This window comes from Leifsonia shinshuensis, from assembly GCF_013410375.1.
GTDB lineage: Bacteria > Actinomycetota > Actinomycetes > Actinomycetales > Microbacteriaceae > Leifsonia > Leifsonia shinshuensis.
Window position 1 is genome coordinate 2,990,146 of the sequence record NZ_JACCFL010000001.1, and the last position, 21,231, is coordinate 3,011,376.

21 protein-coding genes are annotated in these 21,231 nt (G+C 70.2%); 7 read left to right on the forward strand and 14 right to left on the reverse strand.

Translation table 11 applies throughout. The features are described from left to right. Positions 1-188: 188 nt before the first annotated feature. Positions 189-653, forward strand: a complete 465-nt coding sequence (locus tag HNR13_RS14515; RefSeq protein ID WP_179606859.1) for an Lrp/AsnC family transcriptional regulator — start codon at positions 189-191, stop codon at positions 651-653. A 64-nt stretch (positions 654-717) separates the two neighbouring features. Here HNR13_RS14515 and HNR13_RS14520 read toward each other — a convergent pair whose 3' ends face one another. From HNR13_RS14520 to HNR13_RS14545, 6 genes are all read right to left on the reverse strand, one after another. Continuing rightward, positions 718-2,088 carry an MFS transporter gene (locus tag HNR13_RS14520; RefSeq protein ID WP_179606861.1) on the reverse strand — a complete coding sequence of 457 codons (1,371 nt, stop codon included), beginning with the start codon at positions 2,086-2,088 and terminating at the stop codon, positions 718-720. 10 nt (positions 2,089-2,098) lie between these two features. After that, a complete protein-coding gene (locus tag HNR13_RS14525) occupies positions 2,099-3,223 on the reverse strand; it encodes an NADH:flavin oxidoreductase (RefSeq protein ID WP_179606863.1) in 1,125 nt (374 codons plus the stop codon). Between the two features lie 13 nt (positions 3,224-3,236). Next, entirely contained in the window at positions 3,237-3,920 is a 684-nt protein-coding gene (locus HNR13_RS14530; RefSeq protein ID WP_179606865.1) for an ATP/GTP-binding protein, read from the reverse strand. Between the two features lie 27 nt (positions 3,921-3,947). Next, positions 3,948-4,964 carry an AvrD family protein gene (locus HNR13_RS14535; protein ID WP_179606866.1) on the reverse strand — a complete coding sequence of 339 codons (1,017 nt, stop codon included), beginning with the start codon at positions 4,962-4,964 and terminating at the stop codon, positions 3,948-3,950. A 171-nt stretch (positions 4,965-5,135) separates the two neighbouring features. Then, positions 5,136-7,451 carry a polyribonucleotide nucleotidyltransferase gene (locus tag HNR13_RS14540; RefSeq protein ID WP_179606868.1) on the reverse strand — a complete coding sequence of 772 codons (2,316 nt, stop codon included), beginning with the start codon at positions 7,449-7,451 and terminating at the stop codon, positions 5,136-5,138. Positions 7,452-7,773: 322 nt separating this feature from the next. Beyond that, the gene (locus HNR13_RS14545; RefSeq protein ID WP_179609513.1) at positions 7,774-8,532 is read right to left on the reverse strand and encodes a fructosamine kinase family protein; all 759 of its coding nucleotides are present in this window, start codon (positions 8,530-8,532) and stop codon (positions 7,774-7,776) included. A 57-nt stretch (positions 8,533-8,589) separates the two neighbouring features. Here HNR13_RS14545 and HNR13_RS14550 point away from each other — a divergent pair, with 57 nt between their 5' ends. From HNR13_RS14550 to HNR13_RS14560, 3 genes are all read left to right on the forward strand, one after another. Then, positions 8,590-9,822: a GAF domain-containing protein gene (locus tag HNR13_RS14550; RefSeq protein ID WP_179606870.1), complete on the forward strand. Its 1,233-nt coding sequence runs from the start codon at positions 8,590-8,592 to the stop codon at positions 9,820-9,822. Between the two features lie 172 nt (positions 9,823-9,994). Further along, positions 9,995-11,569: an acetaldehyde dehydrogenase ExaC gene (gene exaC / locus HNR13_RS14555; RefSeq protein WP_179606872.1), complete on the forward strand. Its 1,575-nt coding sequence runs from the start codon at positions 9,995-9,997 to the stop codon at positions 11,567-11,569. Between the two features lie 4 nt (positions 11,570-11,573). After that, entirely contained in the window at positions 11,574-11,957 is a 384-nt protein-coding gene (locus tag HNR13_RS14560) for a DUF779 domain-containing protein (protein WP_179606874.1), read from the forward strand. 39 nt (positions 11,958-11,996) lie between these two features. On the opposite strand, the gene HNR13_RS14565 is transcribed toward HNR13_RS14560, so the two are convergent. Continuing rightward, positions 11,997-12,443 carry a VanZ family protein gene (locus HNR13_RS14565; protein WP_179606876.1) on the reverse strand — a complete coding sequence of 149 codons (447 nt, stop codon included), beginning with the start codon at positions 12,441-12,443 and terminating at the stop codon, positions 11,997-11,999. Positions 12,444-12,461: 18 nt separating this feature from the next. Here HNR13_RS14565 and HNR13_RS14570 point away from each other — a divergent pair, with 18 nt between their 5' ends. Further along, a complete protein-coding gene (locus HNR13_RS14570; RefSeq protein ID WP_246312779.1) occupies positions 12,462-13,649 on the forward strand; it encodes a low temperature requirement protein A in 1,188 nt (395 codons plus the stop codon). A gap of 3 nt (positions 13,650-13,652) precedes the next feature. Here HNR13_RS14570 and HNR13_RS14575 read toward each other — a convergent pair whose 3' ends face one another. The 4 genes from HNR13_RS14575 to HNR13_RS14590 form a co-directional block, all read right to left on the reverse strand. Continuing rightward, positions 13,653-14,303, reverse strand: a complete 651-nt coding sequence (locus tag HNR13_RS14575; protein WP_179606880.1) for a lysoplasmalogenase family protein — start codon at positions 14,301-14,303, stop codon at positions 13,653-13,655. 158 nt (positions 14,304-14,461) lie between these two features. Continuing rightward, complete coding sequence (gene rpsO / locus HNR13_RS14580; protein ID WP_055919394.1) at positions 14,462-14,731, reverse strand: 30S ribosomal protein S15; 270 nt, start codon at positions 14,729-14,731, stop codon at positions 14,462-14,464. A gap of 142 nt (positions 14,732-14,873) precedes the next feature. Continuing rightward, complete coding sequence (locus HNR13_RS14585; RefSeq protein ID WP_179606882.1) at positions 14,874-15,632, reverse strand: VOC family protein; 759 nt, start codon at positions 15,630-15,632, stop codon at positions 14,874-14,876. Positions 15,633-15,658: 26 nt separating this feature from the next. Continuing rightward, positions 15,659-16,267 carry an acyl-CoA-like ligand-binding transcription factor gene (locus HNR13_RS14590; protein WP_179606883.1) on the reverse strand — a complete coding sequence of 203 codons (609 nt, stop codon included), beginning with the start codon at positions 16,265-16,267 and terminating at the stop codon, positions 15,659-15,661. An 86-nt stretch (positions 16,268-16,353) separates the two neighbouring features. On the opposite strand from HNR13_RS14590, the gene HNR13_RS14595 reads away from it, so the two are divergent. Further along, the gene (locus HNR13_RS14595) at positions 16,354-17,112 is read left to right on the forward strand and encodes an SDR family NAD(P)-dependent oxidoreductase (protein WP_179606885.1); all 759 of its coding nucleotides are present in this window, start codon (positions 16,354-16,356) and stop codon (positions 17,110-17,112) included. A gap of 5 nt (positions 17,113-17,117) precedes the next feature. Here HNR13_RS14595 and pdxR read toward each other — a convergent pair whose 3' ends face one another. Then, a complete protein-coding gene (gene pdxR / locus HNR13_RS14600) occupies positions 17,118-18,590 on the reverse strand; it encodes a MocR-like pyridoxine biosynthesis transcription factor PdxR (RefSeq protein WP_343063568.1) in 1,473 nt (490 codons plus the stop codon). A 92-nt stretch (positions 18,591-18,682) separates the two neighbouring features. Here pdxR and HNR13_RS14605 point away from each other — a divergent pair, with 92 nt between their 5' ends. Then, positions 18,683-19,174: a carboxymuconolactone decarboxylase family protein gene (locus HNR13_RS14605; RefSeq protein ID WP_179606887.1), complete on the forward strand. Its 492-nt coding sequence runs from the start codon at positions 18,683-18,685 to the stop codon at positions 19,172-19,174. A gap of 94 nt (positions 19,175-19,268) precedes the next feature. On the opposite strand, the gene HNR13_RS14610 is transcribed toward HNR13_RS14605, so the two are convergent. Together HNR13_RS14610 and HNR13_RS14615 are read right to left on the reverse strand one after the other, a co-directional pair. Beyond that, on the reverse strand, positions 19,269-19,643 hold the full coding sequence (locus HNR13_RS14610) for an FKBP-type peptidyl-prolyl cis-trans isomerase (RefSeq protein WP_179606889.1): 375 nt from the start codon (positions 19,641-19,643) through the stop codon (positions 19,269-19,271). Between the two features lie 140 nt (positions 19,644-19,783). Next, complete coding sequence (locus tag HNR13_RS14615) at positions 19,784-21,169, reverse strand: FAD-binding oxidoreductase (protein ID WP_179606891.1); 1,386 nt, start codon at positions 21,167-21,169, stop codon at positions 19,784-19,786. Positions 21,170-21,231: the final 62 nt, after the last annotated feature.

Sequence of the window (21,231 nt, forward strand, 5' to 3'; positions counted from 1 at the left end):
GTCACGGTTCACGCAACCTTCACTCTCGCGTCCGGCCCGCCCGCTTGTGGCGCGCGCGACCGGCTTCCGGCCTCCTTGCCGGAATTACTCGAAAGGCTACGCTCCACGTTCAGCGCGCACAACCAACGGCGTGTCGACCGTGCACACTGCACTGTCCGGGCTTCCGGCGAGGTGCTAGCTTTCACACTATGCGCACGTTCGACAGCACCGACCGGCGGATCCTCGTCGCGCTCGCGGACGACCCCCGGTCGACCAACGTCTCCCTCGCCGACCGGCTGGGGCTCAGCCGCAACACGGTGCAGGCGCGGGTGGCCGAACTGGAGCGGAGCGGGGCCTTCCTGTCCTTCGAGCGGCGCATCTCCCCCACCGCCGCCGGCTACCCGCTGGCGGCCTTTGTGACGGTGCACGTGCAGCAGCAGAAGCTGGCCGCGATCGTCGAGCACCTGGCCGGGATCCCCGAGATCGTGCAGGCGCACGGGCTGTCCGGGCCGTCCGACCTGCTGCTGCGCGTCGTCTGCACGGACGCGGAGGACCTGTTCCGCATCACGGGCGCGATCCAGTCCACCGACGGGGTGGAGCGTGCCGAGACCTCCCTCGACATGGGCGAGCTGATCCCGTACCGGCTGCGGCCGCTGCTGACACGGGACGCCTAGCCCGACCCGATGGATTCGACCAGCAGGGAGGGGCCTCGCGACTCTGCTTCCACTGCGGGTGCGGTCAGGTGGTGGCGGGTTCCGACTCCGGCGACTCAGACCGCCGTGGCAGGACAGCGCGCATGCGTGAGAGTCCAAGTGCCGTGATCGCCAAGACACCTCCGGTGATGGCGACCCACGACGCCTGGAGGTACCCGTCGAGACCGAGGCCCGCTGTTCCGACAGCTGCGACTCCGAGGAGATAACCCGCTTGCCTTCCCGCGTTCGCGAGAGCGCTGACCACACCGGCGGCGCCTGCCGGCGCGGCTCCGGTTGCGAGGTTCAGGTGCGGAGGTGACGCGATCCCGAATCCGATTCCGATGATCAGAAGGGAGGCTGCGACGATGATCGGCCCCTCGAATACTCCGGAGAGGAGGGCCGCGCTGGCCCCGATGGTCGCTACCACGATGCCGATCATGGTGGGAACGAAGGCAGACCTGCGTTTGGCGAGCTTCGCGACGAGGATGGGAAGCGCGAAAACGGGGACTCCGGCAGGCAGGAGCCACAGTCCCGCAGAAAGAGCATCCATCTGCAGCACCTTCTGAAAATAGAGGTTCGCCGCGAACAGGGCGCCGTAGAAGAGGATGAACATGAACGTCCCGGCGAGGACCACGAGATTCAGGTTCTTCGCGTGTAACACCGATCGCGGCAACAACGGACTGGACACCGACCGCTCGATGAAGAGGAAGATCGCTCCTGCTCCGACCGCGACGACGCATGCCGTGATGCTCGCGGCCGTGAGGTGACGGTTTTCGCTGAGGTCGATGACACCGAAGGTCAGGGCGCCGAGAGCCAACGCGAAGCTCAGCAATCCCGGGATATCGAGCTTACGGGTGCTCGCGACCCCCGCCGCGATGCGCCGGCCCAGAAAGAGGGTGACCACGGCAATCGGTACGTTGAGCAAGAAGATGGATCGCCAACCGAGGGTGTCGACTAGAAGCCCGCCAAGAGTGGGTCCGAACGCCTGCGGGCTCGCCGTCACCGTGGCGATGAGAGCGATAGCTTTGCCTCGTTGGGCTTGATCCGTGAAGTGCGTGACGACGACCGTCAATGTGGCAGGGATGAGCAGAGCTCCGCCGATCCCCTGGAGGGTGCGACCGACGATGAGGAGGTTGGCGTCGCTCACAATCGCGCACGCCATCGAGGCCACAGCGAAGATCGCGACGCCGATGTGGAAGATGCGCTTGGCGCCGAAACGGTCGATCAGTCCTCCGCCGGCGAGCAGGAGTGCGGTCATGACCAGGACATAGGCGTCGATCATCCAGCGCTGCTGCGCTCCCGACGCGTTGGTTTCCAGTGCGATCGACGGGAGCGCGACATTCAGGACAGAGGTGTCGAGAATGACCATTCCATAGCCGAGGCAGGCCGCCCAAAGAATAGCTGTTGATTGTTTCATCGGATTGGTCCTAAATCAGCGACATCAGGTCGTGCGCGTCGAACGGAGTCCGCGCTTCATCGTTTCCCGCGCCGAGCTTCGTGACGAGGTCGGGATCGGAGATGAAGGCGCGGCCGAGCGCGACCAGGTCGAAGTCTCCGCGGCAGAGCATCTCTTCGAGGCGGGTCAGGGAAGCGGGACGAGCGCCTTCTCCGGCCAAGAGGGCGCCGACGAAGTCGCTTCCCTCGAGACCGATCGAGCCGACAGTGATGGTGGGTAGACCGGTGACCTTCTTCGCCCACCCTGCGAGGTTGAGGTCCGAGTCGTCGAATTCAGGGAGCCAGAAGCGTCGCGTGGATGCGTGAAGGAGATCGGCGCCGGCTTCCGCGATCGGCGCGAGGGCCTTCTCCAGGGTCTCCGGCGAGTCGTAGGGTCGAGCTTCGAAGTCGATCGTCTTCCACTGGGAGAAGCGGAAGATGATCGGAAAGTCAGGACTCACCCGTCGTCTGATCTCTTCCACGATCTCGGCCGCGAAGCGCGAGCGCGCGGCTACGCTACCGGCGTACCCGTCGGTGCGGACGTTGGTCCGTTCCCACAGGAACTGGTCGACGAGATAGCCGTGGCCGCCATGGACCTCGACACCGTCGAATCCGAGAGTCTCGGCGTCGACCGCCGCTTGCCCGAATGCGCGAACGACATCTTCGATCTCGTCATGGGTCATGGGCCGTTGCTCAGCCCGAGACTCGCCGAACCATACGTGCGGGCCGATATTCGGGGCGGTGGTCGGAGACGTTCGCGGATTCCGGTCCAGGCCGACGTGCCACAACTGCGGCACGATCTTCCCGCCTTCAGCGTGTACCGCGTCGACGACGAGCTTCCAACGCGCAAGCGCTTGTTCGCCATGAAAGCGCGGGACGTTCGCCGAGGCCGCGGCGGCAGGGTGATTGACGACCGTTCCCTCGGTGACGATGAGCCCGACGCCCCCGCGCGCACGGCGCGCGTAATACGAGGCGGCGCGTTCCGAGGGAATCCCGCCAGGCGAGAATTCGCGCGTCATCGGGGCCATCACGAATCGATTGCGGAGCTCTAGCGGGCCGACGCGGGCCGGATCGTGGAGGCTGGTCGTGAATGGACCGGCGGTTGGATCGAGTGACATTCGTCTGGTGTTCCTATCGAGCGAGTTCGTCGGCGACGTTCAGTGAGCGGATTTCGGCCTCGGCGCGATCAATGGCTTGATCGATCGGCATGAAGTGCGGCAGGGCGAGCATCTTGGTGATTGATCGCAGGCGCTCGGCGACCGTTCCGCCGACGATGTGGTGGGGGATCTCCAAGTCGGTCAGACTCTGCAAGAGAAGCTCGTCCGAGAGGGAGCGGAACCGCTCTGAGACAGGACGGTGCCCGTCGGTCACCAGATCGAATTCGATCGGAAGGTGGATGAACACGTCGTAGGCGTTCTTGGCGTGTCGTTTGACGACATTCCCGATGGAGTCGATCACTTGGTCGAAGAAGCGCATTTCGCCGGTCAAGTCAGCGTTCAGGCTCTCTTCCCGCCCAGGATGAATGCCGACGTAGGTGCGCACCTTTCCGTACACCCACTCGTGCAGAGACGACCCGTCTGAGATGAAAGCGTCTGGCAGATGGCTCTCGTGGACGGCGCGCTCGCTGTATCGGATCATGCCGAGCTCGAACAGCTCGGGAACGGTACAGTCTTCGAGACGCCTACCGGGGAGAGCGATCGGGAGAATCTCCCGCATGGTCTTCGCGTGCGTCCGCGGAAGGCCGGTGAGGTGCGCAAGTGCGATCGAGGTCGTCGTCTTGCCTGATGAGTAGGTCCCGGATACAGCGATTCTCATGGTTTCCTTTCGACGGGTCGGATCCGGTCAGACCGAATCGCTCACTCGATCTGCGACGCTGGCCGGCAGCTGATGGGCAAGGGAATAGCGAGACGTCAAGCCCTGAAAGCTCCCACTGAATTCGGTCGATCGGAACACGCCATCCGCAATCCTCAGCAGTCGGGTCTTGTCGACGCGCGTTGTGGATTCGAAGGCGTTCCCGAGCGGCCGATACGGCGTGACCGCCTCGATGCGCACGCGGCGCATCCAGAGCGTGTTCGACTCTGCCCGATCGATGTCATCAAGGCAGTACAACAGCGCCTGAGTGATCTGGGATTGGGCGATGATGCAGTCCAGGACCGACACGGACGGGCGGTATGCTCCGCCGAGATCGACCGGATAATCCCGCCCGTCTCCGAGGGTGACCTCGACCCGGGCGGTCGCAGAGCGGTCCTCGCCGAACGAGAGCGCGCCGATTCGGTGGCGGTGATGCTTGTAGCCCTCACCGTAGAAGCGATCCGCACTCGCTCCGATCACCTCGTCCAGGCAGGGAATCGAAACCGACCTCGCGGAGAGCACCCGGATCGAGTGGTGGACAGTGAGAAGGACCTTGATCGGGCCGACCGTGCTCTCAACCGTCGACACATATCCGCCCGCCCACCCGGACCCCGGGACGGTACGGAGAACGCCGGCTGCTACCGGCACGTCCCTCAGATCCTCCAGCGGTGCGGTCCCGGAGCGGAAGTCGACCGCACTGATCCAAGCGTCAGCTCGGCCGGCGCTGTCAAGGCCGAATTGCTGTACGAGGAGGAGGTCGATGAGCTCCACGGACACGAGGAAGGCGTCGATCGTGGAGAGGTGAGGTCGCAGTTCGGACTTCCCCGGTTTGGTCGACCAGTCTTCCGGATACTTCAGAGCAGCTGAGCCCTGGACTCCGAAGACTCCCTCCACCCCCATCGCCGTGTGTACGTCACGGATCGCGTGATGCACTCGACGAAACCCCTCGCCGAAGAACCGCTCTGCCGCGGGCCCCAAGTAGTCGTCGATCGAAGAATTCAAACCCACCCCTGGAATCTTACGTCTTGCGTGTATAGCTTTGGGTCTATCCCCTCAAACAACAATGTCAGTCAAAGCGATTTGACGCAAGTAGATTCCCGCGATCGACCAAGATCAGCGGCGGGAACGGCGAAGGCCGCGCCGACGGAGTCGGCGCGGCCTTCGCTGTGGAACGGGAGCTCAGCTCTCGACGGTCTCCACGGCGCCCTCGGCGGGCTCAGCGGGGCCCTCGGAGGCGGCGTCGCGGCCGTGGGTGTCCGCCTCGTCGGCGAGCACCGGGGCGAGCGACAGCTTGCCCCGGTCGTCGATCTTGGTGATCTCCACCAGGATCTTCTGGCCGACGCCGAGGACGTCCTCGACGTTCTCGACGCGCTTGCCGCCGGCGAGCTTGCGCACCTCGGAGATGTGCAGCAGGCCGTCCTTGCCCGGGAGGAGCGAGACGAACGCGCCGAACGCGGCGATCTTGACGACGGTTCCGAGGAACTGCTCGCCGACCTCCGGGTTCGTCGGGTTCGCGATCGCGTTGACCTGGGCGCGGGCCGCCTCGGCCGAGGGGCCGTCGGTGGCGCCGATGTAGACGGTGCCGTCCTCCTCGATGGAGATCTCGGCGCCGGTCTCGTCCTGGATCGCGTTGATCGTCTTGCCCTTCGGGCCGATCAGCTCGCCGATCTTGTCGACCGGGATCTGGACCGAGATCACGCGCGGCGCGGTCGGGGCCATCTCGTCCGGGGTGTCGATCGCGGCGTTCAGCACGCTGAGGATGGTCGTGCGAGCATCCTTGGCCTGCTTGAGCGCGCCCGCCAGCACCGACGACGGGATGCCGTCGAGCTTGGTGTCGAGCTGGATCGCGGTGACGAACTCGCTGGTGCCGGCGACCTTGAAGTCCATGTCGCCGAGCGCGTCCTCCGCGCCCAGGATGTCGGTGAGCGCCGCGTAGCGGGTCTCGCCGTCGACGACGTCGGAGATCAGGCCCATGGCGATGCCGGCGACCGGGGCGCGCAGCGGCACACCGGCGTTCAGCAGCGACAGGGTGGAGGCGCAGACGGAGCCCATCGAGGTCGAGCCGTTGGAGCCGAGAGCCTCGGACACCTGACGGATCGCGTACGGGAACTCCTCGCGGGTCGGCAGCACCGGCACGAGCGCGCGCTCGGCCAGGAAGCCGTGCCCGATCTCGCGACGCTTCGGCGAACCGACGCGGCCGGTCTCACCGGTCGAGTAGGGCGGGAAGTTGTAGTGGTGCAGGTAGCGCTTCTTGGTGACCGGCGACAGCGAGTCGATCTGCTGCTCCATCTTGAGCATGTTCAGCGTGGTGACGCCCAGGATCTGGGTCTCGCCGCGCTGGAAGATGGCCGAGCCGTGGACGCGCGGGATGACCTGCACCTCGGCGTCGAGCGGACGGATGTCGGTCAGGCCGCGGCCGTCGATGCGGATGCCCTCGCGCAGCACGCGGCCGCGCATGACCACCTTGGACACCGACTTGTAGGCGGCGGAGAACTGCTCCAGCGTCTCCGCGGGCAGCGCACCGGCCTCCACCTTCTCGGTGATGGCGACCTTGACGCGCTCCTTGAGGGCGTCGTCGGCGTTCTGGCGCTCGATCTTGTCGGCGATCTGGTAGACGTTCACGAGCTCGTCGTAGGCGAGGCCGGCGACGTTGTCGTAGGTCTCCTGCGAGTAGGGCAGGAACACCGGGTAGTCGGCGATCGCCTTCGCGGACTGCTGGGCGAGCACGTTCTGCGCGCCGACCAGCTGGCGGATGAACGGCTTGGCGGCCTCCAGACCCTGGGCGACGACCTCCTCGTTCGGCTTGACGGCGCCGCCCTGGATGAGGTTCCAGCTGCCCTCGGTGGCCTCCGCCTCGACCATCATGATCGCGACGTCGCCCTCGGAGCCGTCCTCGTTGGTGAGGACGCGGCCGGCCACGACGAGGTCGAAGACGGCCTCCTCGAGCTGGGAGGCCTTCGGGAAGGCGATCCACTGGTCCTCGTGCTGGCCGTTGCCGGGGATGAGCGCGAGGCGCACACCGGCGATCGGGCCGGAGAACGGCAGGCCGGAGATCTGGGTGGAGGCGCTGGCCGCGTTGATGGCGAGCGCGTCGTAGAACTCGTCCGGAGCGATGCTGAGGACGGTGATGACGATCTGGACCTCGTTGCGGAGGCCGTCGACGAACGACGGGCGCAGCGGGCGGTCGATCAGGCGGCAGACCAGGATCGCCTCGGTGGAGGGACGGCCCTCACGACGGAAGAACGAGCCGGGGATCTTGCCGGCGGCGTACGAGCGCTCCTCGACGTCGACGGTCAGCGGGAAGAAGTCGAAGTTGTCCTTCGGGTGCTTGCTGGCGCTCGTCGCGCTCAGCAGCATGGTCTCCTCGTCGAGGTAGGCGGCGACGGCGCCCTGCGCCTGCTGGGCGAGGCGTCCGGTCTCGAACCGGACGGTGCGGGTGCCGAAGCGTCCATTGTCGAGGACGGCTTCGGCGAATTTGATTTCGGGACCTTCCAAGAGGTCTTTCTCCTTTGTTTAACGTCGCAGCCCCGTCTGGGCGCGACTCCACAATGCCCGGCTGCGCCGTGTGCGCAGCGTGGGCTCAGGAGCGAGCAGGCAGTTCGACACGACTCTCGTGTACGCGGCATCCCATGCGGGTGCGTGGGCTGAGCCCGTCTGGCCATCAGTAGAAATACACGGTTGCGGTTGTGCCTCTCGCACAGCGCATCCGGATACCACCACCGAGGACCAGCTCCTGCCAGCCTGCTCCGGCGGCCGGCATTCGGCCGACCAGCAGAATCCTATCAGTCGTGGTGGTCGGAACGCCTGAATTCCGGTATCAGAGCGCGAGCACGGCCCGCGCGGCCTCCGCCAGGGCGACGCCGTAGGAGGGACCGTGCCCGGCGGCGTGCACGGCGAGCGGGTGCAGCTGGTGCAGCGGGACGCGCTCCCGCCAGCCGGCGCGCAGCGGCCGGGCGGCGTCGTAGCCGGCGAGGATGGCGTCGAGGTGGGGCGCGCCGAACAGGGCGAGCATGGCCAGGTCGGTCTCGCGGTGGCCGCCGTGCGCGGCCGGGTCGATCAGGACCGCGCCCTCCGGCGACCAGAGCACGTTGCCGGTCCAGAGGTCGCCGTGCAGGCGCGCGGGAGGCTCGTCGTCGTCGAAGTCGCCCGCCTCCACCCGCGCCAGGGCGGCCTCCACGACCTCCCGCTGCCGCTCGGTCAGATTGCGGGCGGCGATGGCGGGATCGAGGTACGGGCGGACGCGGTCGCGCGCGTAGAACCGGCCCCAGCTGGACTCGCGGGCGATCGGGAGCGGGCGGCGGCCGATGAAGAGCGGGCCGTCCCAGCCGTCGGGCGGGGCGCCGAAGGCCGCGGCGCCTGCGGTGTGCGTGGCCGCGAGTGCGGCGCCGAACGCGCGAGCGGCGTCGGCGGTGGGCCGGGCCTCCTGCACGTGCTCCAGCTCGATCCGGCCGGGACCGACGTCCGCGACGCGCACCACCCGGGCGCCGCCGTCGCGCTCGGCCTCCCCCAGCCAGCGCAGCCCCGCCGCCTCCGCCTCGAAGAACCGGGGCGGCGCGTCGGGGCGTTCCTTCACGATCGTGCGCACGCGATCCACCGTACTCAGGCGGCCCGCACACCGCGTACGATGCTGCGCATGGACGACGGCGTCGGCACGGTCGAGGGCTCCCCGCACCCCGGTTTGCGTCCCGTGGTGGACGCCTCCTGGCGGCGCGCGGAACAGGCGCACCTGGATCCCGCCGTGGCCGCCCCGCTGGTGCTCGACGGTCCGGGCCTCGAGGACGCCAGGCGCGCGCACCCCATCGCCGCCGCGCTCCCGGTGATCCGGCAGCTGCTGGTGCGCGACGCCGAACCGGACAGCCGCGTGGTCGTCGCGGTCGGCGACGCGCGCGGCCGGCTGCTCTGGGTGGAGGGCGACCCGGTGCTGCGCCGGCGCGCGGAGTCGATGCTGTTCGTCCCGGGGGCCGCGTGGGCGGAGGGCGACGTCGGCACGTCCGCGCCGGGCACGGCCCTCGCGATCGGCGACGGCGTGCAGATCCGCGGCGCCGAGCACTTCGCCCAGGACGTCAAGCCGTGGAGCTGCACCGCGGTCCCGGTGCGCGACCCGGAGACCGGCGACATCATCGGCGTGATCGACGTGACCGGCGGCGACCAGGTGGCCGAGCCGCACGTGCTCCCCCTGCTGGAGGCGACCGCGGCCGCGGTGGAGCGCGAGCTGCTCATCGCCCGGCTGCGGGAGGCGCGCACGCCGGGAGGCCCGCGCCGCGAACGACCTCGGCCGGCCATCGCGGCGCTCCGCGTCCTCGGCCGCGACACCGGGGAGCTGGCCGGAGCGGACGGCCGGACCGGGACGCTGAGCGCGCGGCACAGCGAGCTCCTCACCCTGCTCTCCTGGCATCGCGAGGGCTTGTCGGCCGAGCGCCTGGCCGAGCTGGTCTACGGCGACCCGGCCTCCACCGTCACGCTGCGCGCCGAGATCGTGCGGCTGCGCAAGGCGATCGCCGCGATCGCTCCCGAGCTCGGCCCACTCGCCCGCCCGTACCGGCTCGGGGCGCCGCTGGAGACCGACCTCGGCGCGGTGCTCGACCTGCAGCGCCGCGGCGCCCACCGCGCGGCCATCGCGTCCTACGGCGGCGGCCCGCTCCCCGGCTCGGACGCGCCCGGCGTCGAGGAGCTGCGCGAGGACGTCATCGCCCGGCTGCGCGAGGCCCTGCTGGAGTCCGGCTCCGCCGACCTCCTGATCGCTTGGGGCGAGACGGAGCGCGGCGCCGCCGACGAGGACATCTGGCGCGCCGCCCTGCAGGCGCTGCCGCCGCACTCCCCGCGGCGCGCCCAGGTCGTCGCCCGCCTCCTCGCCCTCGAATCCTGACCCTGCCGCCTTCTGTTCCTCACTTTCTCTCGCTCCATCCCGGCGTGTTGCGGGAGAAAGTGAGGAAGCGATGGCTGCCGGACCGGGGTGCAACTGAACGCAACCCTCGGGTGCGTAGGGTCCCGGACCAGAGGCGTGCGAGGGGCGCACGCGACAGTCAAGGGAGACTCGAATGACTCTGGAACAGACCGAGGGCGTGACGGAGAGCGTCACGGCCGAGAAGCCCAGCGTGTACGCGCAGCCCGGGACCGCCGGCTCCGTCGTGAGCTACGCGACCCGGTACGACCACTTCATCGGCGGCCGGTACGTCGCCCCGGCGAGCGGCCTGTACTTCGAGGACGTCACCCCGGTGACCGGGCGGCCGTTCACCGAGATCGCGCGCGGCACCGCCGCCGATGTCGACCGGGCCGTGGACGCCGCCTGGGCCGCGTTCCCGGAGTGGAGCCGGACCTCCCCGGCCGAGCGCGCGCTGCTGCTCACCCGCATCGCCGACCGGATGGAGGCCAACCTCGAGCTGCTGGCCGTCGCCGAGACGTGGGAGAACGGCAAGCCGGTGCGGGAGACGCTCGCGGCCGACATCCCGCTCGCGATCGACCACTTCCGCTACTTCGCCGGTGCGATCCGCGCGCAGGAGGGCGGGATCAGCGAGCTCGACCACGACACGATCGCGTACCACTTCCACGAGCCGCTGGGCGTCGTCGGGCAGATCATCCCGTGGAACTTCCCGATCCTGATGGCGACGTGGAAGCTCGCGCCGGCCCTCGCCGCGGGCAACTGCGTCGTTCTGAAGCCCGCTGAGCAGACGCCGGCCTCCATCCACGTCTGGCTCGACCTGATCCGCGACCTGCTCCCGGGCGGCGTGCTCAACATCGTCAACGGCTTCGGGTTCGAGGCCGGCGCGCCGCTCGCGTCGCACCCGCGCATCCGCAAGGTCGCGTTCACCGGTGAGACCACCACCGGCAGGCTGATCATGCAGTACGCCAGCGAGAACCTGATCCCGGTGACGCTGGAGCTCGGCGGCAAGAGCCCCAACATCTTCTTCGAGGACGTCGCGGCGCAGAAGGACTCCTTCTACGACAAGGCGCTGGAGGGCTTCTCGTTCTTCGCGCTCAACCAGGGCGAGGTCTGCACGTGCCCGTCGCGCGCGCTGGTGCAGAAGTCGATCTACGACGGCTTCGTCGCCGACGGCCTGGAGCGGGTGAAGCGGATCAAACAGGGCAACCCGCTCGACGTCTCGACGATGATCGGCGCGCAGGCATCCAACGATCAGCTGGAGAAGATCCTCTCCTACATGGACATCGGGCGGCAGGAGGGCGCGAAGCTGCTGACCGGCGGCGAGCGCGCCGACCTCGGCGGGGACCTGGCCGGCGGCTTCTACGTGCAGCCGACCGTGTTCGAGGGCGTCAACTCGATGCGGATCTTCCAGGAGGAGATCTTCGGGCCGGTGCTCGCGCTGACGAGCTTCGACGGCTTCGACGACGCCATCGCGACCGCCAACGACACGCTCTACGGGCTGGGCGCGGGCGTCTGGAGCCGCGACGGCTCGCAGCTGTACCGCGCGGGACGGGCGATCGAGGCCGGCCGGGTCTGGTCGAACACCTACCACCAGTACCCCGCGCACGCGGCGTTCGGCGGCTACAAGCAGTCCGGCATCGGGCGGGAGAACCACAAGATGATGCTCGACCACTACCAGCAGACCAAGAACCTGCTGGTGTCGTACGCAGATGGCCCGATGGGGTTCTTCTAGGCCGATGGAGACCCTGCGCTCTCGCGTGGACGTCACGCCGGCCGCCGCGGCGATGCTGCGGCGGCTGGCGGCGACCCACGGTTCGCTCATGTTCCACCAGTCCGGCGGCTGCTGCGACGGGTCGTCGCCGATGTGCTATCCGGTCGGGATGTTCCGGGTCGGCGCCGCGGACGTGCTGCTCGGAACGCTGGAGGTCGACGGGATCGACCCGGTGCGGGTGTTCATGTCCGCCTCCCAGTTCGAGTACTGGAAGTACACGCACCTGACGATCGACCTGGTCGACGGCCGCGGCAGCGGGTTCTCGGTGGAGGCGCCAGAGGGCAAACGGTTCCTGATCCGCTCGCGGATGCTCGACGACGCCGAGCTGGCGGCGTTCGGGCTGGGCTGAGCGGCGGCGGCCTACCGGCTGCAGCCGAAAGACTCCGGCCTACAGACTGCGGGAGGGCGTCGCATCGGGGCGCGACCGGCGCCCTCCCGCGAACACGCCGGACACCGCAACGACCGCGATGCCGAGCGCCGTCCCGAGCGCGTTGGCGAGCAGGTCCCGCGGGTCGCTCACCCGCGCCGGCAGGAACAGCTGCACGAACTCGATCGTCAGCGTCGCCCCCGCGCCGATCGCGAACGCCAGCCCCCATCGCCAGCGGCCCAGCAGCAGCGCGAACAGCGCGCCCATCGGCACGAACAGCAGGATGTTGGCCGTGAACTCGACCACGTCGTAGTCGATCCACGCGAGCAGCGGCGCCTGCGCGAAGGCCGCCAGCAGCCCCTCCAGCAGCGTGTTGCGGTGCGGGTCGGCCGGGAACGGGTTCAGCGTGATCCACGCCACCAGCAGCAGGTAGGCGGCGGTGACGGCGAGGAGGACGCGGCGGAGCATCCTCCTATGCTTGCGCACATGAGCATCGCCTTCCGCATCCCGATGTCCGGGCGCTCCACCGACGAGGAGCACCGGGTCTCCAGCTCGCTCGAGCTGCTGTTCGATCTGACGTTCGTCGTCGCGGTCGCCCAGGTGTCCGCGCAACTCGCGCACGCGAGCGAGCAGGGACAGATCCTGGAGAAGCTCGGCCCCTACCTGATGGTGTTCTTCGCGATCTGGTGGGCGTGGATGAACTTCACCTGGTTCGCGTCGGCCTACGACACCGACGACGTGCCCTACCGGCTGATGACGCTGCTGCAGATGGGCGGCGTGCTGGTGCTCGCCGCCGGCGTGCCCTCGGCCTTCGAGCACCAGGAGTTCACCGCCATCATCATCGGGTACGTCATCATGCGCCTGGCGATGGTCGGCCAGTGGGTCCGCGCCGCCGTCGAGCATCCGGACGGGCGCGCGACGGCGCGGCGCTACGCGATCGGGATCGCGGCGGTGCAGGTGCTCTGGGTGGCGTGGGGGTTCCTGCCGGTCGAGCTGAAGCAGTGGACGTTCCTGCTCGCGGCGCTGCTGGAGCTGCTGGTGCCGGTGTGGGCGGAGCGGCCGGGGATGACCTCCTGGCATCCCCACCACATCGCCGAGCGCTACGGGCTGTTCACGATCATCGTGCTGGGCGAGTCGGTGTCGGCCTCCGCGATCGGCGTGCAGAGCGGACTGGCGGCGCACGGGGTCTCCCCCGCCCTGGTGCTGATCGCGGCGGCCGGGCTGGTGCTGCTGTTCGCGCTGTGGTGGCTGTACTTCCTGGAGCCGGCGGGCGAGGGCCTGCAGTCCAACCGCGGGAGGTCGTTCTACTGGGGGTACGGGCACTACTTCGTCTTCGCATCGCTGGCCGCGCTGGGCGCCGGGCTGGAGGTCGCGGTGCAGCGCGGCGCCGCCCACGCGGCGGTGTCGGACACAGCCGTCGAATACGCGATCGCGGTGCCGGTCGCGGTGTTCCTGCTGATGCTCTACGTGCTGCACGCCCCGCTGGTTCCGGAGGTCGTCATCCGGCCGCTGAAGACCGGCATCGCGGTCCTCCTGGTGCTGCTGGCGCCGCTGGCGTCCCCGGTGATCGGGCTGGTCGGCGTGACGATCGCGATCGCGCTGGTGGCGGCGGCGCTGGTCGCGGCGACGCTGATCGACCGGGTGGTGGAGGCTCGGCGGCCCGACACCGACTGACCGCTACGCGAGCGACGGGACCGCCGCGGCGGCGCGGACCCGGCGCACGACGCCCCAGCAGATGAGCCCTTGCGCGGCGATGTAGGTCAGCATGATCGCGAAGTCCGCCTGCGGCAGCGCGAACCCGGGCAGGAACCGGTGCAGCCCGAGCAGACTGTCCGAGACGACGAACAGAGCCGCGCCTCCGGCGATCCAGGGCGAGCATCCCGAACCGGTGATGCCGAGGACGGCCAGGGCGGCGCCGTACAGCGCGAGCGGGATCAGCAGGCCGCCGGCATGCGGCGCCAGCACGGTGAGGAGGCCGGCGAACCACAGCACGTAGCCGGCCGACCACCAGCGCGGCCGGCGCAGCCGCATCCGCCGCACGAACAACACGATGTAGGCCACGTGGCCGAGCAGGAAGAACCCGAGCCCGATGACGAAGCCGGCGCCGGCGTTCATCAGGGCCAGGTCGCCCAGCCAGCCGAACAGGATGCCGAGGGCGGCGAGCACGACCGTCTCGCCGCGTCGGGCCGGCACCGCGAGCAGCAGGGCCAGCAGCAGTGCGGGCATGAGCAACGGCTTGGTCAGCGCGACGACGGCGTCGGCGCCGGCGAGGACGGCCGCGAGGTGGACGACGCCGACGACGATGTACGGCAGGAACGGGAGTGCCACGGGAGCGACACTAGTGGACAGTCGGTCCGCGGCTGTTCACCGCGCGCGCGGCGGTTCATCCCGCCGGAGATGCGGAACGGGCCGCCACCCGGAGGTGACGGCCCGTTCGCAAGAAGCTCGCGTTGTCGATCGACGACCGACCTGCGTGCGACCGGTCGTTATCGACGCAGACCGAGGCGCTCGATGAGGGCGCGGTAGCGGTTGATGTCGATGTCCGACAGGTAGCCGAGCAGGCGGCGACGCTGACCGACCAGGAGGAGCAGGCCACGACGCGAGTGGTGGTCGTGCTTGTGCTCCTTGAGGTGCTCGGTGAGGTCCTTGATCCGCTTGGTCAGGATGGCGACCTGAACCTCGGGGGATCCGGTGTCACCGGGGTGGGTCGCGTACTCGTCGATGATCGCCTTCTTGGTCTCTGCATCCAGTGCCATAGAGGGGATCCCCTTTCTCTCGTTGCGCGGTGCCCGGGGCCGAATGCCTGGGCTCTCTTTCTCCGCGGCCGTTCAGACGGCAACCTGAAGAGTTTAGCAGACCTGGGTGCGGGCGCCGTCCGCGCGCGGAGGCGTCGGAGCCTCAGCGCGCCTCCGGTTCGAGCAGTCCGAATCCGGCCCCCTGCGCGTCCGTGACGATCGCCCACCGGCCGACGCCCGCGGCGGCGACCGGGGGTTCGAGGATGCTGCCGCCGAGCTCCGTCAACCGGAGCACCGCGGCGTCGAGGTCGGCGACGCCGAAGTAGACCAGCCAGTGCGCCGGCACCCCGGGAGCCGCGGTCGTCGCGCCCGCGACGTTCGCGGGTCCGACGTCGAAGAGCCCGTACGGCTCGTCGTTCACCCGCATCTCGCTCACCGCGACGCCGAGCACCGCCTCGTAGAACGGGAACGTGCTCTCGTAGTCGCCGGCGACGAGCTCCAGCCAGTCGACGGCGCCGGGCTCGTCGCGCAGCCACGCGGCGTCCTGGTCGCGCTGCCAGAGGCCGAGTACCGCGCCGGCGGGGTCGGCGACGATCGCCAGCCGCACGCCGGGCATGATCTCCCCCGGCGGGAGCAGGACCGCTCCCCCGGTCGCGGTCGCCGCGACTGCGGACGCGTCGATGTCGGCGACGGCGAAGTACACGGTCCAGACCGGGCGCTCCATGCCCGGCGGGAACGGCCCGAGGGCGGCGACCGGCGTGCTGCTCAGCGAGGCGATCGCATAGCCGCCGTGGGCGGGGTCGGCGTCGGGCACGCTCCAGCCGAACAGCGAACGGTAGAACGCGGCGGCCGCGACCGGGTCCGCGGTCTGGAGGTCGGCCCAGACGGGCGTGCCGGGAGGGAACTCTGCGACGATCGGCATGGCCGACAGGCTACTCGCGCCGCAGGTCAGCCGGGCAGTCCCCGCAGCACCTCGTCCAGGGCCTGCACCGCCACCGCGGCAGGGTCGTCGCCCGCACCGCGCACCGCCCACCAGAGCAGCGCGGAGAAGTTCGCGGAGCTGATCGCGTCGGCGAGCACCTGCGGCCGCAGCGCGTCCGTCGGCTCCTCGAGCCTGCGGGCGATGAACTCCGCCAGGATGTCGCGGTTGGCCCCGAGCCGGGTGAGCCCGAACCCGATGAGCGCCGGGTCGGAGGCCATCAGCCGCAACCGGAACCGGGTCGCCTCGACGCCGTCCGGGCCGAGGTCGAGCGACTCGGTGATGGCGCGCGCGATCACGTCGCGGGCCGGCTCCTCCGGCGGCGCGGAGTCCAGCACCTCGTGCATCCGGTCCACGACCGGCTCCAGGCCTCCCCAGACCAGGTCGGGCTTGGACGGGAAGTAGCGGAACAGCGTCCGCCGGCCGATGCCCGCCAGCGCTGCGATCTCGTCCATCGTGGTCGTCTCGTAGCCGTGCTCCGCGAAGTGGCGCAGGGCCAGCAGCGCGACGCGGTCGGGGTCGACGTCGGCGGGACGGCCCCGGCGGCGCGGGATGGATTCGGCTTCGAGCGAATTCATGGTCTCCATTATGGCACTCAGTGTTATAAATGCATCGACGCCCGATCGAGCGCCGACGATGACATCGAGTCAAGGAGTACAGCAGTATGAGCAGCAACGGAACCGGCCGCTTCGCCGGAAAGACCGCCATCGTGACCGGAGCGGGCTCCGGCATTGGCAAGGCGACGGCCCTCCGCCTCGCGTCCGAGGGCGCGCGCGTGGTCGCCAGCGACATCTCCGCCGACCGCCTCGCGGAGCTCGTCGAAGAGAACCCGGAGCTCGACCTCGTCACCGTCGCGGGCGACGTCTCCAGCGAGGACACCATCGCCGCGGTGCTGGAGGCCGCGGACGGCCGGGTCGACGCCCTCGCCAACGTCGCCGGCATCATGGACGGCTTCCTGCCGGCCGCCGAGGTCGACGACGCGACCTGGGACCGGGTGTTCCTCGTCAACGTCACCGCGATCATGCGGCTCACCCGCACGGTCCTCCCGCTCATGGTCGAGGCCGGCAGCGGCTCGATCGTGAACGTGTCGTCGGAGGCCGGCCTCCGCGGCTCGGCGGCGGGCGCGGCGTACACCGCCTCCAAGCACGCCGTCATCGGCCTGACCAAGAGCACCAGCGTCTTCTACGCCCCCAACGGCGTCCGCACCAACGCGGTGGCCCCCGGCGGCGTCATCACCAACGTGGACGGCACTTTCAAGTCGCAGCTCGCCGGCGAGCGGCTCGGCCCGATCATGCAGACCAACGTGCCGCCGGTGGCGCACCCGGAGCAGCTCGCGGCCGCGATCACCTGGCTGCTCAGCGACGACTCCGCGAACATCTCGGGCGTCGTCCTCGCCTCGGACGGCGGCTGGTCGGCGATCTGACCCGCCTACTCCCGCTTCCCACCCGCTGAGGCGGCCGGCTCCCCCGCGTGGGCGCGGGCGGCCGCCTCGGCGAGGAGGCGGACGCCGTCCGGGATGTCGGCGGCGGCGATCGCGCCGAAGCCGAGCAGCAGGCCCTCCCAGCCGCCGGCCACGGCGAACCGCGGCAGCGCCTGCACGGCCACGCCCGCGACCGCAGCGGCGGCCGCCACCCGGGCGGAGTCGAACGGGACGCCGTCGGCCGGCCGGAGCGCGAGGTGCAGCCCGGCCGCGGACGGCACCACATCCAGCCGGCCCGCCAGCAGCCGCCCGGCCTCCCGGCCGATCAGGGCGTGGCGCTCCTCGTACACCCGCCGTGCCCTCCGCACATGGGAGGCGAAGGCCCCGGAGTCGAGCAGGCTCGCCATCGCGGCCTGCGTGACCACGTCGTTGTGCCAGTCCGTCAGCCGCTTGGCGCTGCGGAGCGCGGGCACGAGCGACGGCGGCGCCACCACGAACCCGAGCCGGAGGCCGGGCAGCATCGTCTTGGAGAACGTCCCGACGTAGACGACCCGGCCGTCGGCGTCCAGCCGCTGCAGCGGATCGAGCGCTCTGGCGCCGAACCGGTACTCGCTGTCGTAGTCGTCCTCGATCACGACGGCGTCCTCCCGCGCCGCCCACTCCAGCAGCGCCGCGCGCCGCTCCAGCGGGAGCACGCCGCCGAGCGGGAACTGGTGGGAGGGCGTCACGTACACCATCCGGGCCGGAGGCAGCAGGTCGACCCGGAGACCCTCCTCGTCGACCGGGACGGGCACGACGCGCGCCCCGAGCTGCTCGAAGAGCTGGCGGACGGGCGGGTAGCCGGGGTCCTCCACGATCACCGTGTCCCCGGGCCGCAGCAGCGTGCGGCCGAGCAGGTCGAACGCCTGCTGCGCGCCGCTGGTGACCACGACGTCCGCCGCGGTCGCCGCCACCGAGCGCGCGAGGCCGAGGTGCCGCGCGATCCCGGCGCGCAGGCGCTCCGGACCGGCCGGGTCGGCGTAGTGCGCCGACCGCAGCGCCGGGCCGCGCAGGGCGGCCGTCACGCTGCGCCGCCATGCGTCGGCCGGGAACAGCGCGGGGTCGGGCGACCCCACGCTGAAGTCGTAGGCGATGGGATGCGGCTCCGACCACAGCGGGTCGGCGAGGTCCCGCCAGGCCGGGGCCGGCAGCGCCGCGCCGCGCGGGGCCGTCCCGGACGGTGCGGCGTGCCGCGGCGCGCGCGACGGCGTGGACGCGGGCATCGCGACGTAGGTGCCGGAGCCCACGCGCGCGACGAGGTAGCCCTCCGCGGTCAGCCGCTCGTAGGCGGTCGAGACGGTGCTGCGCGAGACCCCGAGGCTCGCCGCGAGCTCGCGGGTGGCGGGCAGCCGTTCGCCGCGGCGCAGCCGGCCGTCGAGGACGGCGTCGCGCAGCTCGCGGTAGACCCGCTCCGTGCGGTCGCCGCGCCCCTCGATCGACACGTGGATGTCCGTGACGGCCTCCCGGAATGGTCTGCTGGAATTCTCCAGAATTGGATCTTACAACCGACCAATGGCGATCCTACGGTGGAGCCATGACAGACACCTCGATCATCGAAACCGCCGCCACCGCCCACCACCCCGCCCCGACCGCACGGGTGCAGCTCTCCTCGGTCGTCCCCGACGGCTACCGCAAGGTGATCAACCTCGACGGCTACGTCGGCCAGACCGTCGAGGCGCCGCTCGGCGACCTCATCAAGCTGCGCGCCTCCCAGCTCAACGGCTGCAGCTTCTGCGTCGACATGCACTCCGTCGACCTCCAGGAGGGCGGCTACCCGCTCCGCAAGGTGTTCGCGGTCTCCGCCTGGCGCGAGTCCCCCTGGTTCACCGAGCGCGAGCGCACCGCGCTGGAGCTGACCGAGGCGGTCACGCTGATCCACCAGGGCGGCGTGAGCGAGGAGCTCTACGCGCGCGCGATCGCGGAGTTCGGCGAAGTGGACTTCGCGAACCTCCTCCTCGCGATCGGAACGATCAACATCTGGAACCGGATCGCCGTCCCCACCCACCTGCAGCCGCCGGCGCTCTGAGCACCGCCCGACACCGCCGGACGAGCCGGACGCACGAAGGGCACGTGGCCACCGAGGAGGTGCGCCACGTGCCCTTCGACACGGGGAATGGAGATCAGCTCACGCCGAGCAGGTCGATCACGAAGATCAGCGTCTTGCCCGACAGCGGATGACCGCCGCCGGCCGGGCCGTAGGCGAGCACCGGCGGGACGGTGAGCTTGCGACGGCCGCCGACCTTCATGCCGGGGATGCCGTCCTGCCAGCCCTTGATCAGGTTGTTGAGCGGGAAGTTGATGGACTGCCCGCGGCTCCACGAGGAGTCGAACTCCTCGCCCGACTCGTACTCGACGCCGAGGTAGTGCACGTCGACCTTGGAGCCGGGGGTCGCCTCGGGACCTGCGCCCTCGACGATGTCCACGATCTCGAGGGTCGTGGGGGCCGGGCCCTCGGGGGCGTCGACCTCGGGCTTCTCATTGGTGTTCTCTGCCATGCACCCATCCAACCGGTGCGGGACGTCCGCGTCAAAAGTCTTGCAATCCGGGCGAGCCTGGGGCAGGCTAGACGCATAACTCGACGACCCGGGAGCGTTGCAGGCATCGCCGCACCACCGGGCGTCGAGTCTTTTAAGCCCTAGCCGAAGACTTTTCCGGGATTCAGGATGCCGAGGGGGTCGAAGACCGACTTGAGCTTCACCTGGAGCTCGTAGGAGTCCGGGCCCAGCTCCTCCGCGAGCCAGCGGCGCTTGAGCACCCCGACGCCGTGCTCGCCGGTGAGGGTGCCGCCGAGCGCGACCGCCGTGCGGAACAGGTCGCCCGCAGCGTCCCACACCTCCTGGCCGATCTCATCGCCCTGGGTGACGAAGTTCGGGTGCAGGTTGCCGTCGCCCGCGTGCGCGACCGTCGGGATGGCGATCCCGTAACGCTCGCCGATCCGCTCGATCGCCGCGAACATCTCCGGCATCCGCGAGCGCGGGACCGCCACGTCCTCGATGAGGACCGTCCCGCTCGCCGCGAGCGCCGGATGGAACGCGCGCCGGATCGCGAGCAGGCGCTCGCCCTCCTCCGCGTCGGCGGCGACCCGCACCGTGCCGCCGGTCTCCGCGATCAGGGTGCTCGCGAGCGCGGCGTCGGCAGCAGCGCCCGGCCCGTCGAACTGGACGAGAAGGTAGGCCGCTCCCCCGGTCGCGCCGAGGGCGTCCCGGATGGTCCGCTCGCCGAGGTGCGCGGAGATCCGATCCAGCGCGGGGCCGTCCAGCAGCTCCATGACCGCGGGGCGCAGGTGCGCGGCCGTCACGCGTGCCGCCGCGTCGGACGCGGCACGGACGTCCGGGAACAGCGCGCCGAGCGTCATCGGCTCGCCCTGCGGCTGCGGCAGCACGCGGACCGTGGCGCCGACGATCACGCCGAGCGTGCCCTCCGAGCCGACCAGCAGCGAGGTGAGGTCGTAGCCGGTCACGCCCTTCACCGTGCGGTGGCCTGTCCTCAGGAGGCGCCCGTCGGCGAGGACGACGTCCAGCCCGAGCACGGCGTCCCGGGTGACGCCGTACTTGGCGCAGAGCAGGCCGCCGGCGTTCGTCGCGATGTTGCCGCCGACGGTGGAGATCGCCTTGCTCGCCGGATCCGGCGCGAAGAACAGCCCGAACGGCTCCAGCGCGGCGTTCAGGTCGCCGTTGACGACGCCGGGCTCGACGACGGCGAGCTGGTCCTCCGCGGAGATCTCGAGGATGCGGTTCATCCGCGCCACGCTCAGCACGAGGGATCCGGCGGTCGCGTTGGCGCCTCCCGCCAGCCCGGTGCCCGCGCCGCGGGGCACGACCGGCACCCGGAACTCGGAGGCCGCGCGCATCGTCGCCTGGACGTGATCGACCGTGCGGGCGTTCACGACGGCGAGCGGGAGGCCGTCCGACACCCAGCCGGAGTGGTCGCCGCGCGCGGCGTCCAGGTGGTCCGGCTCGAACGACAGCACGTCGTCCGCGTCCTCGCCGAGAGCCGCCCTGAGCCAGTCGATGACATCCATGACGTCATGCTAACGGCGTCGCGCTGATGTCCGATTTCCGCTATCGGATGTCGGAGGCGCGT